At 59.5% G+C, this 22,516-nt stretch carries 17 protein-coding genes; 3 read left to right on the forward strand and 14 right to left on the reverse strand.

The window, feature by feature from the left end; genetic code table 11:
- Window positions 1-95 precede the first annotated feature (95 nt).
- The 5 genes from LAB08_RS14980 to LAB08_RS15000 form a co-directional block, all read right to left on the reverse strand.
- Complete coding sequence (locus LAB08_RS14980) at window positions 96-1,463, reverse strand: TolC family outer membrane protein (RefSeq protein WP_096511356.1); 1,368 nt, start codon at window positions 1,461-1,463, stop codon at window positions 96-98.
- A 2-nt stretch (window positions 1,464-1,465) separates the two neighbouring features.
- Window positions 1,466-2,815 carry an HlyD family type I secretion periplasmic adaptor subunit gene (locus LAB08_RS14985; RefSeq protein ID WP_436799348.1) on the reverse strand — a complete coding sequence of 450 codons (1,350 nt, stop codon included), beginning with the start codon at window positions 2,813-2,815 and terminating at the stop codon, window positions 1,466-1,468.
- Window positions 2,812-4,587 carry a type I secretion system permease/ATPase gene (locus LAB08_RS14990; protein ID WP_096511354.1) on the reverse strand — a complete coding sequence of 592 codons (1,776 nt, stop codon included), beginning with the start codon at window positions 4,585-4,587 and terminating at the stop codon, window positions 2,812-2,814. The genes LAB08_RS14985 and LAB08_RS14990 overlap by 4 nt, the downstream gene beginning before the upstream one ends.
- Before the next feature lie 151 nt (window positions 4,588-4,738).
- Window positions 4,739-5,152, reverse strand: coding sequence for an AprI/Inh family metalloprotease inhibitor (locus LAB08_RS14995; RefSeq protein WP_096515379.1), 414 nt, complete (start codon window positions 5,150-5,152; stop codon window positions 4,739-4,741).
- Between the two features lie 71 nt (window positions 5,153-5,223).
- Window positions 5,224-6,681: a serralysin family metalloprotease gene (locus LAB08_RS15000; protein WP_096511353.1), complete on the reverse strand. Its 1,458-nt coding sequence runs from the start codon at window positions 6,679-6,681 to the stop codon at window positions 5,224-5,226.
- A gap of 595 nt (window positions 6,682-7,276) precedes the next feature.
- Between LAB08_RS15000 and LAB08_RS15005 the strand changes: the two genes are divergently transcribed.
- On the forward strand, window positions 7,277-7,933 hold the full coding sequence (locus LAB08_RS15005) for an MliC family protein (RefSeq protein ID WP_096511351.1): 657 nt from the start codon (window positions 7,277-7,279) through the stop codon (window positions 7,931-7,933).
- Between the two features lie 43 nt (window positions 7,934-7,976).
- Here the strand turns inward: LAB08_RS15005 and LAB08_RS15010 are convergent, their stop codons facing one another.
- Genes LAB08_RS15010 through LAB08_RS15025 form a run of 4 tightly spaced genes read right to left on the reverse strand, consistent with a single transcriptional unit; the run spans window position 7,977 to window position 11,774 of the window.
- Window positions 7,977-9,062, reverse strand: a complete 1,086-nt coding sequence (locus LAB08_RS15010; protein WP_096511349.1) for a polyamine ABC transporter substrate-binding protein — start codon at window positions 9,060-9,062, stop codon at window positions 7,977-7,979.
- A 53-nt stretch (window positions 9,063-9,115) separates the two neighbouring features.
- Window positions 9,116-9,457, reverse strand: coding sequence for a cupin domain-containing protein (locus tag LAB08_RS15015; RefSeq protein ID WP_096511347.1), 342 nt, complete (start codon window positions 9,455-9,457; stop codon window positions 9,116-9,118).
- A gap of 44 nt (window positions 9,458-9,501) precedes the next feature.
- A complete protein-coding gene (locus tag LAB08_RS15020) occupies window positions 9,502-10,908 on the reverse strand; it encodes an NAD(P)/FAD-dependent oxidoreductase (RefSeq protein ID WP_096511345.1) in 1,407 nt (468 codons plus the stop codon).
- 50 nt (window positions 10,909-10,958) lie between these two features.
- Complete coding sequence (locus tag LAB08_RS15025; protein WP_096511343.1) at window positions 10,959-11,774, reverse strand: helix-turn-helix transcriptional regulator; 816 nt, start codon at window positions 11,772-11,774, stop codon at window positions 10,959-10,961.
- A 250-nt stretch (window positions 11,775-12,024) separates the two neighbouring features.
- On the opposite strand from LAB08_RS15025, the gene LAB08_RS15030 reads away from it, so the two are divergent.
- The gene (locus LAB08_RS15030; RefSeq protein ID WP_096511341.1) at window positions 12,025-12,297 is read left to right on the forward strand and encodes a DUF1652 domain-containing protein; all 273 of its coding nucleotides are present in this window, start codon (window positions 12,025-12,027) and stop codon (window positions 12,295-12,297) included.
- 177 nt (window positions 12,298-12,474) lie between these two features.
- Here the strand turns inward: LAB08_RS15030 and LAB08_RS15035 are convergent, their stop codons facing one another.
- Window positions 12,475-14,949: a UvrD-helicase domain-containing protein gene (locus tag LAB08_RS15035; RefSeq protein ID WP_096511340.1), complete on the reverse strand. Its 2,475-nt coding sequence runs from the start codon at window positions 14,947-14,949 to the stop codon at window positions 12,475-12,477.
- Between the two features lie 278 nt (window positions 14,950-15,227).
- On the opposite strand from LAB08_RS15035, the gene LAB08_RS15040 reads away from it, so the two are divergent.
- Window positions 15,228-15,923: a pirin family protein gene (locus LAB08_RS15040; protein WP_096511338.1), complete on the forward strand. Its 696-nt coding sequence runs from the start codon at window positions 15,228-15,230 to the stop codon at window positions 15,921-15,923.
- A 163-nt stretch (window positions 15,924-16,086) separates the two neighbouring features.
- Here the strand turns inward: LAB08_RS15040 and pgm are convergent, their stop codons facing one another.
- The 4 genes from pgm to LAB08_RS15060 all read right to left on the reverse strand — a co-directional run bounded on the left by pgm (window position 16,087) and on the right by LAB08_RS15060 (window position 22,396).
- A complete protein-coding gene (pgm, locus tag LAB08_RS15045; protein WP_096511336.1) occupies window positions 16,087-17,733 on the reverse strand; it encodes a phosphoglucomutase (alpha-D-glucose-1,6-bisphosphate-dependent) in 1,647 nt (548 codons plus the stop codon).
- 125 nt (window positions 17,734-17,858) lie between these two features.
- Window positions 17,859-19,259 (reverse strand): aminotransferase-like domain-containing protein, encoded by a 1,401-nt coding sequence (locus LAB08_RS15050; RefSeq protein WP_096511334.1) that lies wholly within the window; start codon window positions 19,257-19,259, stop codon window positions 17,859-17,861.
- Between the two features lie 67 nt (window positions 19,260-19,326).
- Complete coding sequence (locus LAB08_RS15055) at window positions 19,327-20,817, reverse strand: hypothetical protein (RefSeq protein WP_096511332.1); 1,491 nt, start codon at window positions 20,815-20,817, stop codon at window positions 19,327-19,329.
- 556 nt (window positions 20,818-21,373) lie between these two features.
- A complete protein-coding gene (locus LAB08_RS15060) occupies window positions 21,374-22,396 on the reverse strand; it encodes a zinc-dependent alcohol dehydrogenase family protein (protein ID WP_096511330.1) in 1,023 nt (340 codons plus the stop codon).
- Between the last annotated feature and the right edge of the window lie 120 nt (window positions 22,397-22,516).

Raw genomic sequence — 22,516 nt, forward strand, 5'->3', positions numbered from 1 at the left:
GTTGGAATTGTCAGAGATAGCTCACAGCCGGAACCCCTCGATCGCGAGGCGCCCCGGAGCCTCCAGTGCTCAAGTCTGTTACGCGGATACGAACGCTATCGGGTTCCCGGCCCTTGTCCGAACGCTTCATCAACCCTGGCCAGGTCCTGCTCACTCAGGGTCCCGGCGTAGTAATGCAATTTGGTCCAGGCCATCAGATAGTCATAACGGGCCTGGGCCAGGTCGCGGCGGGTGGTGAACAGTTGTTGTTCGGCGTTCAGCTCATCGAGGTTGACCCGCTCGCCGCCGAGGATGCTTTGCCGGGTCGAGACCACCAGCGCTTCGGCGGAGACCAGGGCTTTCTGGTAGGCGCGCAATTTGCTCACGCCCGACAGGCAGGCGCTGAATTGCCGACGCAACTCGATCAGGGTTTGTCGGGTCTTGCCGTCCAGTTCGTACTCGGCTTGCTCCATTGCACGGCGGGCCTGGCGGGTCGATGCCGAAACACCCCCGCCGGCGTACAGCGGTACGTTGATTTCGATGCCGATAGTGTTGGTGTCGTAGCGCTGGTTGTAGGTGTTGCCGCTTTCCGATTCGTTCTGGCGTACCGTGGCGTAGGCGCTGACTTTCGGCAGGTGCCCGGCCCGATTGCGCTCGACCTCGTAGCGCGCCACTTCCAGCGCCTGGCGCTGGGATGCGAGGTTGGGGTTATTGGCCACGGCCATCTCATGCCAGGTGTCGTAATTGGCCGGTTGCAGGGTAAAGGTCTGGAAGTGTTGATCCAGTGGGGCCAAATCGGCAATGTCGATCGCCGGCACGCCAATCAGCGCACCGAGTTCACGCAGGGAGGCATCCTGTTCGTTGCGCGCTTCGATTTCCTCGGCGGTGGCCAGTTCGTAGCGAGATTCGGCTTCGAGAATGTCTGTGCGCGTACCCTCGCCCTGGCGGAACATTTGCTCGTTCTGCCGGAATTGCTGTTCGAAGGCTTTTTTCCTGGCCTGGGCGATGTCGATCTGGTCCTGGGCGAACAACGCCTTGGTGTAGCTGTCCAGCACCCGCACCAGCAATTCCTGGCTCTTGCCGCGAAAGTTTTCGTCGGCAAACAGCGATTGCGCGACCCCCTTGCGATAAGCCGCATAAGCCTCGTAGTCGAGCAACGGCTGTTGCAGGGTCAGGCTGGAGCCGTAACTGTTGTAATGGCGGTCATCGCTCTGGTTATTCCCGCGCTCGTTGAGGTAAGTGGCCTTGGAGCTGTTGCGGCCCTTGTTGTAGTTGTAACCCAGTTTCGGCAGCAATCCGGCACGGCCAATGACTCGGTTCTCAAGGCCTGCATCGCGCTCCTTGATGGCCCCGAGGTAGACCGGATCATTGCGTATTGCCTGTTCATAAATCTCGAACGGCCCCATGGCCGCCACGGCCGGGTTACCCGCGAGCAGCATCAATGCGGCCCCGAGCAAGGAAAGCTTATTCATACAGCCGAACATCCTTATTCCTCGGTCAACGCGGAGCCTGCCCGGTCGAGCAGCGGTTTGAACAAATAGTTGAGGAGCGAACGCTCACCGGTGCGCACGAACATTTGCGCCGGCATGCCGGGCTTGATCACCAGGCCATTGAGTTTTTCCATGGCCTGGTCGCTGACACTGCTGCGCAGCACGTAATAGGGTGCGCCGGTTTTCTCATCGACCATCTGATCGGCGGAGACCAGGCTGACTTCGCCCGGTACACGTGGAGTGCGACTCTGGTTGAAGGCGGTGAACAGGATGTCCACCGGCAGATGCGGACCGACCTTGTCGACGAGGTTGACCGGCAGGCGCCCTTCCACCTCCAGTCCCGTGTCCTGAGGCACGATCTCCAGCAGACTCTCCCCCTGACGCACCACGGCGCCTACCGTGTGCACACCCAGGTTCACCGCAACGCCGTCAGCCGTGGCGACGATCTCGCTGTGCTGCAGATCGAACCCGGCAGAATTCAGTTGTTCTTCCAGTGTCACGCTCTTGAGCTGGGCATCGGCCAATTGCGTGCGCACTTCTTTCTGGTACTCCTCGATGTGCTGTTGCAGCTTGAGGCGCGATTCGATAATCCCCTGCTCCACCCGGCCGCTTTCACCAAGGTTTTCCGCCAACTGTTGCTGCACCTGCGACAACTGCCGCTGGTACTCCATCAATCGGTTGCGCGGGATGTAGCCGTTTTCCGCCAGCGGCGTCAGATTGCTTAGCTGCTGGTGCAGGGAATCGGCCTGGGCGCTCAAGTCGGTGCGGGCACGGCGCATGCCGGTGAGTTGCGCGCCGGCACCTTCGATGCTGGCGCGCAAGGCGGCCTGCTCGCGGGCAAAGGCATCGCGGCGGCTGCTGAACAACTGGCGCTGACCGTCCAGCACCAACGCCAGGCGCGGGTCGGGATCGTTGCTCAGCTCGGCTGGGAAATTCACCTGCTTGAGGTTGTCCCGCTCGCTTTGCCATCGGGCAAGGCTGGCCCAGGCCATGCGGTACTGCGCTTGCAGCGATTGCACGTCTGCGCCGACCTGGGTCTGGTCGAGCCGGAACAGCGGCTGCCCCTGAGTCACCCATTGCCCTTCGCGCACCAGAATCTGGCTGACCACGCCGTTGCTCATCGACTGCACGGCCTTGCGCTTGCCCGACACCACCACCGTGCCTTGCACCGCAATGCCCTGATCGAGAGGTGCGAAGCTCGCCCAGGTAAAGAAACTGCCGGCGCCGACGATCGCCAGTAGCCAGCCGAGGCGGACGAAGTAACGGGCGTCGCGTTCAGGCCGTTCGGCCAGGTAACCCTGCTCCATCGTCGTTTCGCGTTGAGGGGTCGAGTGGGTGTTGCTCATACGCCGGAACTCCTTGTCGTCGGCTGAGACTGCCAGCTCATACTGAGCCCGCCCGACGCTGGCGCGGGTCTTGGCTGTTGGGACTGCTGAGCCCCCGAGAGCGCCTTGAGCACCTCCTGGCTCGCACCGAACGCCTGCAAGCGTCCGTCGTTGAGCACCAGCAACCTGTCAGCCTGGGCCAACGCGGAGGAACGATGGGTAACCAGAATCACGCTGGTGCCTTGGGCCTTCATCTGCGCGATGGCGCCGGCCAGCGCCGCTTCGCCCACGGTGTCGAGGTTGGAATTGGGCTCATCCAGCACCACCAGGCTCGGCTGGCCGTACAGTGCCCGCGCCAGCGCCACTCGTTGTTTCTGCCCGCCGGAAAGGCCTGCGCCGTTATCGCCAAGCACGGTGTCGTAGCCTTGTGGCAAGCGCAGGATCAGTTCATGAACCCCGGCCTGCTGCGCGGCGGCCACGACTTTTTGCGGATCGGTTTCCCGGAAACGCGCGATGTTTTGCGCGATGCTGCCGCTGAACAATTCGATGTCCTGTGGCAGGTAGCCGATGTAAGGCCCGAGGTCGTCCCGATTCCAGCGATGGATGTCCGCACCGTCGAGCCGCACCGTCCCACCGAGCGTCGGCCAGACACCCACCAGCACCCGCGCCAGTGTCGATTTGCCCGAACCCGACGTACCAAGCACGCCCATCACCTCACCCGCGGCCAGGCTGAAACTCACCAGGTGCAGGGTCGCCTCCCGTTGTCCCGGTGGTCCCGCGCTGACCTGTTCAAAGGTGATCTGGCCCTTCGGCGCCGGCAGCGCCATGGCCTCGTCGCTGGACGGGTAAGCTTGCAACAAGGCGTCGAGGCGGTGGTAAGCCAGCTTGGCACCGCTCCATTGCTTCCACACGGCGATCAGTTGATCGATAGGGCTCAGCACGCGCCCCATCAGGATCGAACCGGCAATCATCATGCCGGCGCTCATGTCGCCCTTGATCACCAGCAACGCGCCAAGGCCCAGCACCAGCGATTGCAAACATAGACGCAGGGTTTTGCTCAAGGAACTGATGACCGCGCCGGTATCGCTGGCCTGATTCTGCAAGCCGAGGAAACGTGAGTGCACCTCAAACCAGCGGTTGCGCAACGCCCCCAGCATGCCCATGGCTTGAATGGTTTCGGCGTTGTGCAAGTGGCTGGTGGCCAGTTGGCTGGATTGCTGGGAACACACGGCCGCTTCGCCCAACGGTTTTTTGGTCATGGACTCATTGAGCCAGGCCAGCGCAATCAGCAGCAGCGCCCCTGCCGTGGCAAAGACGCCGAGCCAGACGTTGAACAGATAAATCACCAACAGGTACACCGGAAACCACGGTGCATCGAAGAACGCGAACAACGCCGGGCCGGTGACGAACTGACGAATATGCGTCAGATCCCCCAACGCCTGTCCGGCGTGACCTTCGCCCTTGAACAGGTTGCGCTCGAACGCCGCCCGATACACACGCAGATTAAACCGCCGCTCTAACTCACTGCCGATACGAATAACGATGAAACTGCGAACCGCCTCCAACAAACCGATAAAGGCAAAGAACCCGACGATCATCAGCGACAACATGACCAGCGTCGTTTCATTTTGCGAAGACAGTACCCGGTCATAGACTTGCAGCATGTAGATAGAGGGCGCCAACATCAGGATATTGATCAGGGCAGTAAAACAACCAACGCTGATCAAGAGGCTCTTATAGTCTCCCAACGCCTTGATTAATGGTGCGGTGGCTGGGGCCTTCGCCATCTTCATGGGTTATTCCTGAATTGATATTCATCGCCACGCCTGGGCGAAGTTCCAATAGTTTGTCCGCACGCAGCCGATTCAGTGTCTGGTTATATTTAACCCACACTGTTTAGTGATCGATAAGGTGTCGGGAGTTAGCGATTAACCCGTTAAGCGGTTAATGCCCTGCCCGCTTGAAAGTAATGCGCTGGCCCGACTGCAACATGCCTTGATAAAGCCCCTCGTGCTGGCGGCTGAAGAACAGGACTTTTGAGCCTTCCTTGCCGGTTATTGCAATGCCGTCCGGTTCGGGGAACCAGCCGGTTACCTGCTCGCCAAGCCAAGCGGCGATGCACGGCGCGCCAGCGCCGAACGTCTGGTCTGGCCGAAGGTCGATCGAGCATTCATTCGACGCACCGACGGGCAATCTGTCCGGGTCTTGCGCGGCATTCAACGTGGCCAGCCACGTGCCGGCCAACTCCGACGGATCCGCCAGTTTAAGAATGCTTGCCATGGTTGCCTCTCCAGAAAAAATCATTAGCGCTGCCAGTAGCCATGCGCTTGCCTTGGGGGAACAGACTCTGTGCGTCATGGGTTTTGTACTCCGGGCCACGAGGGAGAAAGAGCGGCGCATCGAGCGCCGCTCTCCTTGTTCACCTCACATCAAGCGACAATGTCCGAGTACGCCGCCTGGCCCACCGTGCTGACCAGGAAATCAGCCACGCCATGCCCGGAGAAGTCGATCGACAACAGGCTGTTGCCGCCCGACGTGCTGAGCACCGCGTCACCCACCGCCCCGGTGAAGGCGCTGACAAAATGCAGTCCCGCACCGTTGGTGATGCCGGTCAGGTCTATCTTGTCCAGACCGCTGGCAAAGTCGAGGATCTGGTCGACCGCACTAGGTTTGGAATCGCTGCTGGCCGCAAACACGAACGTGTCCGAACCCGCGCCGCCCCACAGTTTGTCGGCACCGCCAGCGCCAAAAAGGATGTCGTTGCCGGCACCGCCTTTGAGCTCGTTGGACAGGTTATTACCGATCAGCAAGTCATTGCCCGAACCACCCATGGCATTCTCGACGGCGACGCCCTTGGCGATGGAGACATTACCCACCAGGCCGCCAACGTCGGAGAATGACGCCTCATTGAGGTTGATCTTCTGGTTCTGGGTAAACCCGGAAAAATCCAGGGTGTCCTTGCCGCCCGCATCCCAGACCGAAAACACCACTTTGTCCGCTGACGAAGACGCGCTCAGGAAGTCGCGGCCAGTGTTGGAGTTGAAACCGTAGGTGGTGTCGCCGGTGCGGGTCGTGGTGTTGGCACCGTAGAGCTGCTGAATAGCCGCGATATCGTCCATCAGCGGGCCGGACGAATAGGCTTCGACGCCACCCTTGCTGAAGTTCTGGCTGGTGTTGCTTTCACTCCAGTAGCTCATGACGCTGTAGCCGCGAGTGTCTTGCCCGTAGGACGCATCATTGTAGGTCGGTGCGCCTTCGCCGGCGTTGTAGTCGCCGGGGTGGGCCAGGCCAAGGGTATGGCCGATTTCGTGGGTCAAGGTTTGCCGGCCATAGTTGTTCAGGTCCGGGGTCTTGTTGGGCGTGTAGCTGCTGTTGATCAGGTACCAGGACGTCCCGTCGTAACCCGCCCCGGTGCCAGGCAGGTAGGCAAACGCCGCGGCGCCATCCTGGCCGCCGCTGTAGTTGCCGAAGGTCATGTGGCCGTCGCCGCCGCTGGCCTTTTCGGCGAAGGTGACATTGGCCACATCGGCCCAGGATTGCATGGCAAGCACGGCCTGGGCTTTCTGCTGGGCATTGAACTGACTGAACCCGGTAATGCCGTGCTTGTTCATCGTGCTCGATGAGGCCGACGTCAGGAAGGTATAGGTCAGTTCGATTTTGCCGCTACCGTCCTTGTCCTGGTAAGCGGCGCCGTCGCGCAGCAATTGATTGGCTGCCTGGTCGACGGAGAACGAGGGTTTGCCATTGACCGTGAGGTTGCCGCCCCGATCATACTGATGGCTGAAGCCATTGATCTGATTGAATGCAGAACTGCTTGCCGCCAAGGCGGACAGCGGCAAAAACGCCTGTTCGGCGGAATCAATAGCCTGGTCTTTTACTTTCGACATAAACACACTTCCTTGTTTAGCTATGGAACAGTTTTTGTTTGATAGCGACAATCCCTGGCGAGATCGTCCTATCACTCGTCCATTGAAGGCGAATGAAAACTGACACAATTCGAAATCAAACGTCCACTACTTTTTTGGCATCAAATCTAGTGTGTTTTGGGAAGCGCCCGGAAACATTAGGCGCACTGAGAAAGTCTTGAATTAAAAAATATTGAGAGCGCGTTATTGTCGGACAATCGACAATTTAATTATTAAATAACGATAAGTTATTCGGCATACGAATCGTCCGACTATTCATGTTTAAGTGATGAAGTAACCACCCTTAATACCGAGTTATCGTTCTTCGCGAGCAGGCTCGCTCCCACAAGGTTGTGCACATATCTTGTGGGAGCGAGCCTGCTCGCGAAGAGGCCATTACAGGCACCGAATTACCATCAGGCGTTAACAATTTCAGCTCCAGATAGGCTGCGCAACCGGTGTTATCCCCCCCCCCGGAACCCTCTGCGGTGTGGCAGGTTTCGCACACTGCCTTAAACTGCGATACAGCCCGGTGAACTAACGACGGGCCTCACGAAATGATCCGGGTGAAGCCGACATGAAAAAGGTCACGCCCCTTTTGACCGCTCTCCTCGCCGCCACCGCGTGTGCGGCGACGAGCACCTGTGCCAATGCCGGGACTGTAACGGTCCTGGCCACCAGCTTCGACTGCGCCAGGGCCAGCGCAACCATCGAGAAACTGATCTGCCGCGACCCGCAACTCAAGCAGATGGAAATTGAAATGACGCGCCTTTATCGCCTGGCGCTCACGGACGATCATTCGGTCCCGCCCCCCGACAAGGTCGAGATCGACCAGCGCTTCTGGGTCATCGCCCGCAATCAATGTGCCACCGAGGCAGAGCCCAAGACCTGCACGATCCGCAGTTACGCCGAGCGTGCACACCAGCTTCGCCAGGGTTCGGCGATTGTGCGAACCAAGGATCCGCACAGACTCACCGATGGCCCCGTCGCCTTTCGTTGCGCAGGGCTCAACGCGTTGATTGCCGCCACGTATTTCCATGTCGAGCCCCGTGTCCTGTACCTGAAATGGGCGAACACTTCAGTCACCCTTGTCCAGGTGCCGAATGTTTCCGCCACCCAATACAACGGCAAGGACTTTCGGGGTAATTACAGTTTCTGGCAAGACGGCAACGATGCCTGGCTACAGTTGCCAGGTTCGGGGCGAATGACATGCACGGCCGAGCCGGTCGGTTGAAGACGCAACGGGACATCCTGTCCCGATGGCCTGGTGCAGCCTGTCAGCTGCCGGTGCGAATCTTGTTCCACACCCGGGTACGAACCCGGTCGATGTTCAGCGGCATCGCTTCGAGCGCGAACAATTTGCCCATCATTTCCTGGCTCGGGTAGACCTTGGTGTCGCTCTTGATGGCCGGGTCGATCAAGCTGTCCGCCTGTTCGTTGCCATTGGCGTAGTGCACATAGTTACTGACGCCGGCCATCACGTCCGGGCGCAGCAGGTAATCCATGAAGGCGTAGCCGGCCTTCTCATCGGGGGCATCGGCGGGCATGGCGACCATGTCGAACCAGATTGCTGCGCCTTCCCTGGGGATCGAGTAGCCGATGTCGATGCCGTTGTTGGCTTCTTTGGCGCGGTTCTCCGCTTGCAGGATGTCGCCGGAGAACCCGACCGCCACGCAGATATCGCCGTTGGCCAGGTCGCTGGTGTATTTGGACGAATGGAAGTAGCTGACATAAGGCCGGACTTTCATCAGCAGCGCTTCGGCCTTCTTGTAGTCTTCCGGGTTTTTGCTGTGGTGCGGCAGTCCCAGGTAGTTCAGTGCGGCGGGCAGCAGTTCCGGACCATTGTCGAGAATGGCCACACCGCATTTCTGCAGCTTTTGCATGTTTTCCGGTTTGAAGATCAGGTCCCAGGAGTCCACGGGGGCGTTATCGCCCAGCACGGCTCTAACCTTGGCGATGTTGTAGCCGATGCCGGTGCTGCCCCACAGGTAAGGGAAGCCGTGCTCGTTGCCCGGATCGTTGGTCTGCAAGGCCTTGAGCAGCACCGGATTGAGATTCTTCCAGTTCGGTAACTGACTCTTGTCGAGCTTCTTCAGCGCCTTGCCTTCAATCTGCCGCGCCATGAAGTGGTTGGAGGGGAACACCACGTCGTAACCGGATTTCCCGGTCATCAACTTGCCGTCGAGGGTTTCGTTGCTGTCATAGACGTCGTAGGTGAAGGCGATGCCGGTTTCTTTCTGGAAGTTCTTCGTGGTGTCCGGCGCGATGTAATCCGACCAGTTGTAGATCTTGACGGTTTCCGCCGCCTGACTGATTGAAGCGGCGAGCATCAAGGGGGCCAGGGTCAGTGTCTTTCGGAGCATGAGTCGATTCCTGTAGGGGTTATTTTTGTTGGCAGGCAATCAAGGGATCGGTATTAAAAGATCAAAACGTAGGTCTTGCGCACGGTCTCCTGGATGTCCCAGATCCCGAGGGTGTTGGCAGGCAACATCAGTGCGTCGCCGGCTTCTATGTGCAGGGTTTCACCGTCGTCCGGGGTGAAGGTGCAGCGGCCCTGGATGAAGTGACAGAATTCCTGGGCGACGATCTGCCGCCGCCAGCGCCCGGGCGTGCATTCCCAGACGCCGGTTTCGACGCCGTCATTGCGCTCCACACTGGTGGTCGAAGCGACCGCCACGGGCGTGCCCAATGGCACGGCGACCGGGTTCGACTCTTCCAGCTTCAGGGTTGCGGTGTTCTTGAATTGCGTAATGCTCATGGGAGTACCTGTCGATGACAGCCTATGGATTGAGTGCGCGCCGCTTACTGCATGAAACCTTCCATGAACCCCGCGACTCCGCTGGCGAGTTGGCGTCGCCAAGGGGCGGTACCCGGATTTGCCAGGGTCTGGTCTTCGTGGACGAAGCTGCGGATGATCGCGTTGTAACCGAGCCAACGGCAGGGTTCGGGTTCCCAGGCCTTGAGTGCGTCGAGGCCGCCCTGCGGGATGACCCACGGCTGGTGAACCAGCTCGGTATCCCGTTCCAGGATCAGGTCAGCCAGGGTTCGCCCGCCCAGGTTGCTGGCACCGACGCCCTCCCCGCCGTAGCCGCCGGACAAGGCGATGCCGCTGGCCCGGTCGCACAGCATGTGCGGTTTGAAACGCCGGGACATGCCCAGGTTGCCGCCCCAGCCGTGGGTGATCCGCACGTTCTTGAGTTGGGGGAACAGTTCGCCGAACAGATAACGGCGCAGCTCGATTTCGCTGCTGGTCAGGTCGAAGTCATGGCGCAGCCGGCCGGCAAACTGGTATCCGCCCCGTGCGCCGAAGATCAGCCGGTTGTCGGCCGTGCGCTGGCCATAAGTAACCTGGCGGCTGCTTTCACCAAACGCCTGGCCATGGCTGAGGCCGATTTCATCCCAGGTGGCGGCGGACAGTGGCTCAGTGGCGACGATCAAGCTTTGCACCGGCAACTGATAACGCCCCAACGGTGGCAGCGTGACGGCATAGCCTTCCACCGCCGGCACCACCCAGCGGCTGCGCACAGAGGCTTGTGCCGTGCGCAGGCTGCCGGATTGCCACTGGGTGACCGGGCTGTTTTCGTAGATGTTGACGCCCATGCGCTCGACCGTGCGTGCCAGACCACGGGCCAGCTTCGCCGGGTGCAGGGTCGCGACGTGGGGCGCATGGATACCGCCATAGGGTTTGGCGATCCGGATCTGTTGCGCCAGTTGTTCCGGGTTCAGCCAGCGGTAATCGCTTTCGTTGAGGCCCTGGCGGTAGAGCTTGTCCAGGTACTGGCGAAGGCTGGTTTCCTGTTCGGGGTAGCGGGCCGCGCAATACAATGCGCCGCCCTTGCGAAGATCGCAGTCGATGCCTTCACGTTCGAGCACGATTCGCACTTCATCAGGAATGTTGTGCAACAGATCGTAGGAAGCCCGGCGCTGCTCCGGTGAAAGCTCGGCCAGTAGCCGGTCTTCACCCAACAGATTGCCCATCAACCAACCACCATTGCGCCCCGAGGCGCCAAAACCGGCGGTTTGCGCCTCGATGATGGCAATGTTCAGCTCGGGTGCCTGACGCTTGAGGTAGTACGCGGTCCACAGCCCGGTGTAACCGGCACCGATGATCGCCACGTCGATATCCAGATCCTGTTCCAGCGCCGCACGCGCCTGAAGCGGCTCGTCGAGTTGGTCCATCCACAAACTGATAGTGCGCCACGCCGGCATGCAAGACTCCGCCACTCAAACTTCGATGGCGTTGATCCTAGTGCGTGGCTTTAGAGGCTGTCTTGCGCGCGTGCACGCAAAGAAATTTGTTTGGCGTAGGCCTTGGGCGACTGACCGGTGTGCTGGCGGAAACAGCTGTAGAACGCCGACAGTGAATTGAAGCCGGCGGCGAAGGCCAGTTCGTCGATGCGCACCGGTGGCGTGGCATTCTCCAGCGCGGCGAGCAGGTGTTGCAGGCGTGCCTGGTTGACGTAGCGATAGAAGCTCTGGCCGAGCACCTGGTTGAGCAGATAGGAAATCTGGTTGCGGCTGTAACCGCACTCCTTCGCCACCCGCTGCAGGTCGAGTTCGGGGTCGAGGTAGGGTTGCTGGCGCTGAAAATACTGCTGTAGATCATCGGCCATGAAACTCAGCTGGCGCGGTGACAAACCGAGGCGACTGACTGCCGGACGCTGGGTGCCGGTGGTTTTGCGAGTCGATGGCTCGTGCACCAGCGAAGCGTACTCGTTGACCCGCCAGATCAACCCGTCCCGCACGGTGATGGCCTCGCTGGCGCGAAACGACACCAGGCCTTCGCCACCGCGCAGGGTTATCCGGTACTGAATGAACGCGGTGTTGCCATCCAGGCGAATGCGGTCCGAATGTTCCAGCGCTTCATCCGGGTCCCGAGGCATGCTGCTGCGTACGTATTCACGTAATTCGTCCAGGCCCATCACACGGTTCTGGAAAAAGTCGTTGTACTGGATCTCGGGGTGATACAGCGCCATGACGCCGTCCAGATCCCGGTGCTTCCAGCGCAGGTGATAACGCATGACCGTTTCGCCTGTGGCCAGGGTTTGCAACGGGCCATCATCCTCGGCGTGCATAAAGGTCTCGACGAAAAAAACCGAGCTTGCCGAAGTTTCCCCTCGCCTTCAATGGCTACCGGGTCAGGAGCCGCGATCGAACAGTGACCTGAATCAAAAAAATGGCAGCAATCGCTAATCGGCCTGAAAAAAAAACATTTTTTTCACACGTGGGTGCTACTTTTAAAGTCTGTCACTGGTTGAGCCAATGAAGGTTCTTCCCTCCTAACATGAGCTAAAGGAAGCGCTCGATGAAGAAGGCGGGCAACACATGAATAGAGGGTTCAGCAAGGTCACTTTTCCAAATGCCTGCCAGCTGATGCGCTGGCATTTTCATCCCATGGGATTCGAGGCGAGCATGGATGCCCCGGGCAGCATGATTGCCCGTTTGTTTGATCGGGCCAGTGGCGAGACCATGATCGCTATTGCCGGTATTCCCTGTGCGACGGTCATGAATGCCGCCGACGTCGAGCGAATAATCGAAGCCGTCGAGGATGAGCTGGAAGCGTTCGTTCCCCCGATGGCACTCAGGAGTTATGCCTGATAGCCGGATATCCAACAAAAAGCCCACATCCCGTGGGCTTTTTTACGCCTGACATAAAACGCTGTAGGAGCAAAGCTTGCTCGCGATGGCGGCAATTCAGTCAACAATGATGGCGCCTGATACTCCGCTATCGCGAGCAAGCTTTGCTCCCACAGCAAGCTCGCTCCTAGAGGTGATTTACGCCGATGCCTTGCCTTGACGATGATCGGCAAAGAACGCCTTGCCCTTGCCAATCCGGTCCGATGCCTTAGGGGTATTGGCGGCCTGGGTATCCTGCCCGTCGACATACCAGTAGCAGTGACTCACCGCCCGAGTGATGCCCACGTAGGCCAGGCGCAGGATCTCGTCTTTCTGCGCATTATCGTACGCCTCACTGTCACTGGCCTTGCCCAGACCCGCCATGCGATACACCTGGTTCTTATAGGGCGAACTGGTCAGGTGCTGACAATCACCGAGCAGAAAAACCGCATCGGCCTGCAAGCCCTTGGCGCTGTGATAGGTCAGTTGCCTCAGGCGCCGGGCTTCGTGCGGCAAGCTCGAATCAACATTAACTACTGACTGAATATGCTCTTCAATCAATGACTTATCGCTACTTTTTCGATAAAGCATCAAGATTGAATCACCCTTGCGGTAATGCTCGATCAGGCGTTTGGCCATGCCTTGGTCGTCGCGGTCCAATACGTTGACCGGCAGCAGCTCCCTCGGCTCGCCACAGGCCTTGGCCTTCTTGCCGGCAATTGCCGGGGCGGCGCGCACGATGTGTTCGGCAGCATCGATGATGTGCTGGTGACTGCGGTAGTTGTCGCTGAGCATGACCTTGGTGGTGCTCGGCGAAGAAAACTCTTTGTTGAACTCCATGAAGTAACTCGGCGAACTGCCGCGCCAGCCATAGATCGATTGCCAATCATCTCCGACGCAGAGCAACGATGAACGCTGGGCACCGCGCCCTACGTGCATGGCCGGGCCACGGCTGCGTATCTCAGCCAGGCTCGCGCGGATCCAGGAGACGATCTGCGGCGATACGTCCTGGAATTCGTCGATCATCAAGTGCGACAGCGGTCGTAGCAGCTCATCGCTGAGCAGTTTGAGGTTTTCCGGGGAGTGCTCGCTGAACAGGGCAAACATCCGATTGTAGGTCATGATCGGCGGTTTCTGGTCGAGCAAATGATCTTCCAGCGCACGCCAGTACAGACTCAGGGCCTCGAAGAAAAACCGGTCCGGGTCGTCCTTGGCGAAACTCATCTGGCTCACGGCGTTCGGCACGTCCAGACCGAGGTTTTCGATAAACCCGGCCGCCGCGACAAAACAGTCCAGCAACGGTGCGGACGCCAGTTCGCCCTTGACCTTGTAATCGAAGCCCGGCCCCGCACTGGCATCACCGGCCAATGACGCCAGAACACGCCGCGAAGATTCGTAACTATCCAACCATATCAATGGCTTACGGCAGAAAGCTTGAAACAGGGTGCGCTTCACGGCCCACTCTGCGCGCACCGTCAGCTTGGCGTTCGGACGGCTGACCTGCGGGTTTTCCCGGGGATCGAAACCCAATACCACCCAGGCGTCCAGGGATGGAATGTAACCATGGCAATGGAAGGTGGCGCCGTTGATATCGAAGGTCTGGCGCTTCGGTTCAATGCCTTTGATCGGCCAGGCCCCCGCGCGAAACCACAGATCTTCGATGGTGTCGCACAGTTCTTCATCGCGCCTGGCCGCCAGTTCGGTCACGGCCACCCGCTTCTGCACGTCCGGGTGATCGCGCTCCAGCTCCTTGAGCTGCAAGGCATGGCGCGACAAGGGCTTGATCAGTTCGCGAAAGCGCTCATCGCGGGTATGCAAGGCGTGATAACAGGCATTGAGTTGCTGGCGCTGGGCGTCGTTGATGCGCAGGTCGAACGGGTTGCTGTCCACCTCTTCATCGCCGCCTGGCGTGCGCAGGCTGAGGTTTTCGAACGCCTGCAGGCGTTCGAAGCCTGGCAGGCTGCGGACCATGGGTAGAATCCGCGAATGGAAGGTGCGCACCAGATCCCGTGCATCCTTGAAGCCGAGCACCCGACCCCAGAGCGCGAATATCTCGATCAGCTTGTTGATGAAGTCCTTGCGTGATTCGCGGGTGAAGGTCACCACGGTCATCGAGCTCAGCTCGAATCCCAGGTAATGCGTCAACAGCACAATGCGCAGGACCAGCGTCGTCGACTTGCCGGCGCCGGCACCGGCGATCACCGACGTTGAGGGTGTATCGCTGAAGATCATCTTCCATTGGGCGACGCTGGGTTGCGCATGGGCCGGCAGCAGCCGGGCGACATCGGCTTTCATGCGCTTTTTCAACTCTGCCGTCAGGGGCAGTCGCCAGTCGTCGAACAGGTGATCATCGATGTTCGGTGGCCGATGTTCGGTGCAGCGCGAGTCGCGGATCAGCAGCACCTGTCGACCTTCTTCCAGACCTTCGAGCTTGCCTTCCTTGTAGCCGTACTCCACCCCGGCAATGTGCCCGCTGCGAAAACCATCCGCCTGACCATGCAACCAGGACGCGCGGTGTTGCGCGCGCAGGCGCGTCAAACCGTGGCCAAAGAAACGCGCGGCCAGCCGCTTGAGCAGCGGCATCTCGGCCAGCGGACGAAGTTCAGGGGGAAGATCGGGGGTGTGTTGCGACACGCGTACGGACTCCAGGGTGTGAGGCTGTTGAGGGCTATGGTGTCTGCATTTGCCTTTGAGTTCTAGTGAAATGCTTATGACTCATTGGCTTATGCGCTGAATTGAAGGCTGGATGAGATTATCCATGGGGTGCATCGCATCAAATTACTCGATAGGTATGAAGCATTTTTTACGCTTTTTATCGATGTTTACCTGAAGGATGATGCCCTTCATCAACTACCGGTCTCGCTTCATGGCTTACGCGTCCTGCCCATGACGAACCTTTCCAGGAGACGATCATGCTCGAACTCAGACCTTTCAAGTCACTCGGTGGCGCGCACCACGGCTGGTTGGATGCCCATCACCACTTTTCGTTCGCCGAGTACCATGACCCCAAGCGCATGAACTGGGGCAACCTGCGGGTGTGGAACGACGACGTGATCGCCCCCGGCACCGGTTTCCCGCAGCACCCGCACCGGGACATGGAAATCATCACCTATGTGCGTGAAGGCGCCATTACCCACCAGGACAACCTTGGCAACAAGGGGCGTACCGAAGCGGGTGATGTCCAGGTCATGAGCGCTGGCACCGGCATCGCCCACAGCGAATACAACCTGGAGGCGACACCGACCAAGATCTTCCAGATCTGGATCATCCCCAATGAATCCGGCCTGGCACCGTCCTGGGGCGCCAAACCCTTCCCTAAAGGCCAGCGCGAAGGGTTCGTGACGCTGGCCAGCGGCAAGGCGGGCGACGATCAAAGCCTGCGCATTCGTGCCGATGCACGGCTGGTGGCGGCAAACCTGAAGGCCGGCGAAAGCGCTGAATATCACCTGGACAGCGGCCGTCGTGCGTACCTGGTCCCGGCCACCGGAGTCATAGAAATCAATGGCTTACGTGCACAAGCTCGAGACGGTGTTGCAGTGGCCGATGAGCAGGTGTTGCGGGTGACAGCGATCGAGGACAGTGAAATCGTGTTGGTGGATCTGGCGTGATCCGGTAAAAACCGGGCAAAAAAAGGGGCGACCGTGAATGGTCGCCCCTTTTTTTTGATTCGAGATCTGTGTCGCTCATAAGACCGTCATCGCGGGCAAGCCTTGCTCCCACAGGGAATGCGTTCAACTGTGGGAGCAAGGCTTGCCCGCGATGGGCCATCAATCATTTCGCAGAAATCGCGCCATCCACCAACGTCTGAGCCTCAGCCACCAACTGCTTCAGATGCACATCGCTGACAAAGCTTTCCGCATAGATCTTGTAGATATCCTCGGTACCCGACGGACGCGCTGCGAACCAGCCGTTCTCGGTCATGACCTTCAGGCCACCAATCGCCTGGTCGTTGCCCGGCGCGTGGCTGAGGATGCGCTGGATCGCTTCGCCCGCCAGTTCGGTCGAGGTGACCTGATCCGGTGACAACTTGCTCAGCAGCGCTTTCTGCTCCGGATTGGCCTTGGCGTCGACCCGTACCGAGAACGGTTCGCCCAATTCATCGGTCAGGGCACGATAGGCCTGGCTTGGATCACGACCAGTGCGGGCGGTCATTTCGGCTGCCAACAGCGCCGGGATCAAGCCGTCCTTGTCGGTGCACCAGACGCCACCGTCCTTGCGCAGGAACGACGCGCCAGCGCTTTCTTCACCGCCAAAACCCAGAGAGCCATCGAACAGGCCGTCGGCAAACCACTTGAAGCCGACCGGCACTTCATACAAACGACGACCCAGGCGCTTGGCCACGCGATCGATCAGCCCGCTGCTGACCACGGTTTTACCCACGGCCGCATCGGCACGCCAGTGCGGACGGTTCTGGAACAGGTAATCGATGGACACCGCCAGGTAGTTGTTCGGCGCCAGCAGGCCGCCGGACGGGGTGACGATGCCGTGGCGGTCGTGGTCAGGGTCGCAGGCAAACGCCACATCGAAACGTTCCTTGAGACCGATCAGGCCCTGCATGGCGTGAGTGGAGGACGGGTCCATGCGAATCTGGCCATCCCAATCGACGGTCATGAAGCGGAACGTCGAATCGACCTGCTTGTTCACCACCTCCAGATCCAGGCGGTAGTGCTCGGCAATTGCCGACCAGTAGCGCACGCCTGCCCCGCCCAGCGGATCGACACCCAGACGCAGTTTGGCGTCACGGATGGCGTCGAAGTCGATGACGTTGATCAGGTCGGCGACGTAGGTGTTCACATAGTCGTGACGATGGGTGGTGCTGGCTTTCAGGGCCTGTTCGTAGCTGATGCGCTTGACGCCGGCGAGCTTGTTGGCCAGCAGTTCGTTGGCCTTGGCTTCGATCCATTTGGTGATGTGGGTATCGGCCGGGCCACCGTTGGTAGGGTTGTATTTGTAACCACCGCTTTGTGGCGGGTTGTGGGATGGCGTAATGACGATGCCGTCCGCCAGACCCGAGGTGCGCCCGCGGTTGTAGCAGAGAATCGCATGGGAAATGGCCGGGGTCGGCGTGTATTCGTCGCCTTCGGCAATCATCACCGTGACGCCGTTGGCAGCCAGCACTTCCAGGGCACTGGCACCGGCCGGGGTCGACAGCGCGTGGGTGTCGATGCCGACGAACAGAGGACCATCGATACCCTGGGCTTCGCGATACAGGCAAATGGCCTGACTGATCGCCAGGACGTGCCATTCGTTGAAACTCAGGTCGAAGGAGCTACCTCGGTGCCCGGAGGTGCCAAAAGCCACGCGCTGGGTCGAAATGGCGGCATCAGGCTGGCCGGTGTAATACGCCGTTACCAGTCGCGGGATGTCGAGCAACAATTCTACCGGTGCCGGTTTGCCCGCAAAATGACTGAGTGTCATGCAAAACCTCTGGAATAGAGTGGTTCAGGAATTGGAACGCAGTTTACTGGCAGTTTGACCGCTGCGCGACGTTATCGATCCCGACTCAACTCAAGCGCACTGTTATAAACCTCGGGCAGGCCGATTCAGTCGAGTGATTCCAGGCGCAAAGCCTCGCCCAACAAGCCCAGTGCGGTGGTGAGGTCGTGATCGCTGCCGAAGCTGTGGCTCAAGCGCAGATGTTGGGTATGCAGACCCTGGAGACTGAACAACTCGCCCGGTGCAATGACCACCTGATGCTTGAGCAGGCGCTGGAACACCTGTCGCACATCGACCCGGCGCATCGAACGCACCCAGATCGTTGCGCCACCTTCAGGCTCGACGAACTGCAGCGCATCGCCCAGGCGTTCGCACAGCAATTGGCTCATCTGCGCCTTGCTGTCCTTGAGCCGGCGTCGCAGCAGTTGCAAATGCTGATCAATGCGACCGTTGTTGTACAAACGGGCAATGGCTTTCTGGCGAATCGAAGACAGGCGAAAGGCGCGCAGCAAAAACTGCCGCTGCCATTCGCTGCTCAGATGGCGCGATAGCAAATAACCGTACGGGGCTTCCGGACCGATGACTTTTTCGAACGTGGAAAATACCAGCAACCGGTTCGGGGCCAGCAGATCGCGAAACCGCAGGCCATTTGGCTCGAATCCGAGCTCACCGTAACAGTCGTTTTCCAGCACCCAGCAGTCATAGCGTTCCAGTAACTGCGCGACGGTTTGCCGGTTATCGTCCGGCGCCCGGCTGCCTCGGGGCATGTTCAGCGCGGATGAAACCATCACCAAATGCACGGGCTCGGTTTCCAGCAGCTCCTTCAGATGTTCATGGTGCAGGCTGCCATTGGCCATCAGCGGCCATTCAATCACTCGCACACCCGCCGTCTGGAACAGGCGCAATATCCCCCAATCGCAAGGCGACTCCACCACCACCGTGGCGTCCTTGAGGCACAGCACGGCGATCAGGATTTCCAGCACACCGCGAAGATCGGCACCGATATAAACATCATCGGCGTGCCAGCAGCGCACCGGCGACGTGGTATAGCGCGCGGCCAAGGCCATGCGCAGCTCCAGTTCGCCACAGGGTTGTGAATTGGGTTGCGGCTGGCGTGGGTACTGGCGCAGCAGCTCTCTTTCCAGCAGCAACAACGGGCTATCGATCGGCTGCAGCAATGCCGGCTCGTCGCCGCTCAGCACCAGCATGCCAGGCCGGCGAGCATTGACATACACGCTTTCGAGCAAGTCGTTACCGCTGTAGAGCGTGCCGATGGCCGGTGTCGGCAGCGCGTAATAACCGGACTTGGCCACCGAGTACACCCGCCCTTCTTTCTCCAGCAGTGAGTAGGCGTACTGAATGGTCGAGATCGACACGTTGAGACGCTCGGCCAATTGGCGCAACGAAGGCAGGCGCAGGTGTTCATCGCCGGCGGTTTCGCCGATCAGGCTGATCAGGTAGCGGTAGACTGCCTGGTAGGCGAAATCGGTTTCGCGGGAGCCTTTCATGGCAGATGACCGCGGGGGTGACGACGCTTGTCATGCGATGCCCGGGGGGCTTTCGGTCCGCGCATTTTCAACGACCTGCCGACCGTTCACCCATCATGACGGTGTTGTCGTTGCCCTCGCCGGCCTGGACTTCCATATCCGGATCGCCCGTTGCCGATTCAACGGCCCTGCCCTGATTTACAGGCACCGGCCCCATGCGATAGAGCTGACCAATAAGATTGACCGGCAGGCCGCTGACATCAACCATCCATTGCATGACCTGATCCGCGACCGGATACCCCTGCATGGCCCGGTGCAATTCCGGCATGGCCACCAGCATGCCGGGGTGACACTGGCGCAGAAACCGTTCGAGGGTCGCGGCATTGTCACCAAAAGGCGCGAACAGCAGGCACACCATTTGCGCTTCGCTGAGTCCCAGGCTGCGCTGTGCCTCGGTCGCCGCCCGTACACGCAGATCCGCCAGCGTCGCCGGATTGCCGAACACCTCCTCCGCCAGCTCGCACAAGCGCTCCGGCAATTGCTTGCGACGCATCATCACCAAGGCCCGTTGCAGGTATTCGGCGACACCCGCCTCGTAACTGCGGTCTTGCACGAAGCAGGCTTGCAGCCCTCGCAGGTGCGCCGCAACCGGAAGGCTGACGTACTCGTTGTCACTGAGTTGCGCCGCCAACTCGTCTGCCTGAAACCCGAGAAATTCGGTGAGCAATGGCCAACGCTCCTTAAGATTGCTCACCAGCATGTCGTGGATATCGATAAACGTTGTGCGGCGACAGGTTTCAAACTGTTCGGCCGGGTGCCACGGTACCAGGTCGTCCTCGGTGTAGAACCGCCGAAAACCTGCGCCGCCCAGTTCATCGAGCAACGCGAACAACCCGGCGTAGCCAGGCTCAGGGTAGTCCGCAGACTCAAGCCCGGCCTTGGCGACCGCTCGTTTCAAACCCTCCATGAACTGCTTCTGCTGCCGAGGCGTATCGCTGCTCACCAAGGCATCGACGCCACGGTTCCAGCGGGCGATTTGCCCGCAGAACTCACCCATGGCCAGATAACTGTCATCCCACAGATCAAGCGGCCCATCCCAGACCCGGCGATGTCCCAGCATCAGCAGGTTCGTCCGATTGGATTCGTGCCCGGCCGGCGAAACCGGCGCCGCGTGGTTGAACGGCAGGATTTCCCGGTTATCGGCCATCAGCACTTCAACCCGTGGATCGTCATAGACGAACAGTGCATTGCAAGTGCGATGGATATTTTCCAGAGCCGTCGGATTGCTGCCGTTCACACGCAAGGTTGCCACCCGCAACTGGAATGTCGCCGGCGCCCGGCCGGCGATGGTCAATTGGGCGGCGCGCAGTAATGCCAGGGTGTAGCAACTGTCACGGGAACCTGACTGGATCGCCAGCACCTTGAAGTCGCCCATTCGTTCCATGCCGCCGGCGGCAACCGCCAGGCGTTGAATCAACAACTGCAGTGCCGTGCGTTCGGCACGGGAAAAGAAACTCAGCAATCGTTGCAGCACTTGTTGGTAGACATAGTTCATCGCTTGATCATGGATGTGGGTCATCTTTATTTACCTGATGCTTGTAAGTTCGGTATTGCGCTAACAACGGCATGCACAGCGCAGGGAATGGCCTGGATATGAGGTGATGAATGGGTTTTATTGCCGAATGCTAGCACTGAAGTTTCAGCTCGACATTTCAGACAGTGAACGGGTGCAGCCACCCTTGATCACGCGCAGACAGCCGAAAGGCCCGGTCAGCGGGCCTTGCTGCGCCGGCACCCAACGTCCTAGGAAATGCCCTACAGAATCCCACAGATACTTAACACAAGAAATACAGAAAGAAGTTGCCGACAATTGTTCTGCAACTGCGTAAGAGTGCGCTGTTTGTTCAATAGACAAATGTGCAGCGCATTGAAAAGTATCGATCCGATACCCGCCCATGACTCATTCCTTGAGATGAAAGTAATCATCCAATTATCAGGGCTTAGTTACGCAATAGAAGCTACAGATTGAGCGCAAAAACCAGTTCAGTTGCTGGATTGCCTACATATGCAATGTGCTGAAAACGAAAGAGTCCGTATGAAACGGACTCTTTGAGGGGGGGACGTCGAGGGGTGAATCAGGCCGGTTCGACCTGCAGCGCCACCCTTTCGCGGCAAGGACACTCGCCCATGTAGCGATGCGCTTCGACAAACTCGGCAAACGGGAAGACCCGAGTCTTGAGTGGCAGCAGAACGCGATCGGCAGTCAGCTGGTTGATGTCACGCAAGGCACGTTGCAGTGCGACCTGGTCCTGGATGATGCCCAGTTCCGGCTTGCCGGTGAAGTTGCCGATGCAGTGCACGAAAAACTGAATGTTCTTCTGGAACGCCGCGCAGGCCGGGAATGGCGTCTGGTTGCCCCCTTGCAGGCCGTACAGGACCAGGCTGCCGCGTGGTGCCAGTACATCGCCGAGCAGCGACATCTGCGGTCCGCCCAAACCATCGAACACCACGTCCACGCCGCGGTTGTCGGTGATCTTGTTGATCCGCATCAGCAGATCTTCTTCTTCGGTGACGATGACTTTCTCGGCACCCAGCGACAGCAGGTACTCGCGTTCCTCCGCCGTCTTGGTAGCGGCAATCACCCGTACACCCAAGGCTTTGCCCAGTTGTACGAACGATGGGCCGGCGCAGTGGCTGGCGTCGGTGACCAGGGCGAATTGCCCGGGTTTGACACGCGCCAGATCGATATAGGCGAAATAGGCGACCAGCAGCGGCGTGTAGTGCACGCTGGCTTCGATCGGGCTGAGCACGTCCGGGTAACGGGTCAGCGACGTACGCGGCAGGACAATCTGCTCGCCGTAGACCGGATAATCGTTCGGGCTTTCAGCCGGGAAACTGGCGACCTTGTCACCGACCGCCAGGTCATCGACCCCCTCACCGACAGCGGTGACGATGCCGGCCATTTCCTGGCCGAGACCTGAAGGCAGACGAGCATGGGAAGACGCCAGGTTCTGACGCCAGAGAATGTCGTACCAGCTGATGCCAATGGCTTCGACGCGCACCTGCACTTCGCCCGGTGCAGGCAGAGCCGCCGCATGCTCTTCGCATTTGAGCACCTCGGCTGGACCAAACTTGTGAAAACGGATCGTGCGGGACATCGCAAACCTCGCCAAATGAACCTCTAATGCCATGAACTCTAGCTGGGCTTTCAACCCAACACTATCAGTGGCTATTAATAGTCGACATGCCTGTCATTGATTCGGCAGCATCGGAAACAT

This window comes from Pseudomonas izuensis, from assembly GCF_002356535.2.
GTDB lineage: Bacteria > Pseudomonadota > Gammaproteobacteria > Pseudomonadales > Pseudomonadaceae > Aquipseudomonas > Aquipseudomonas izuensis.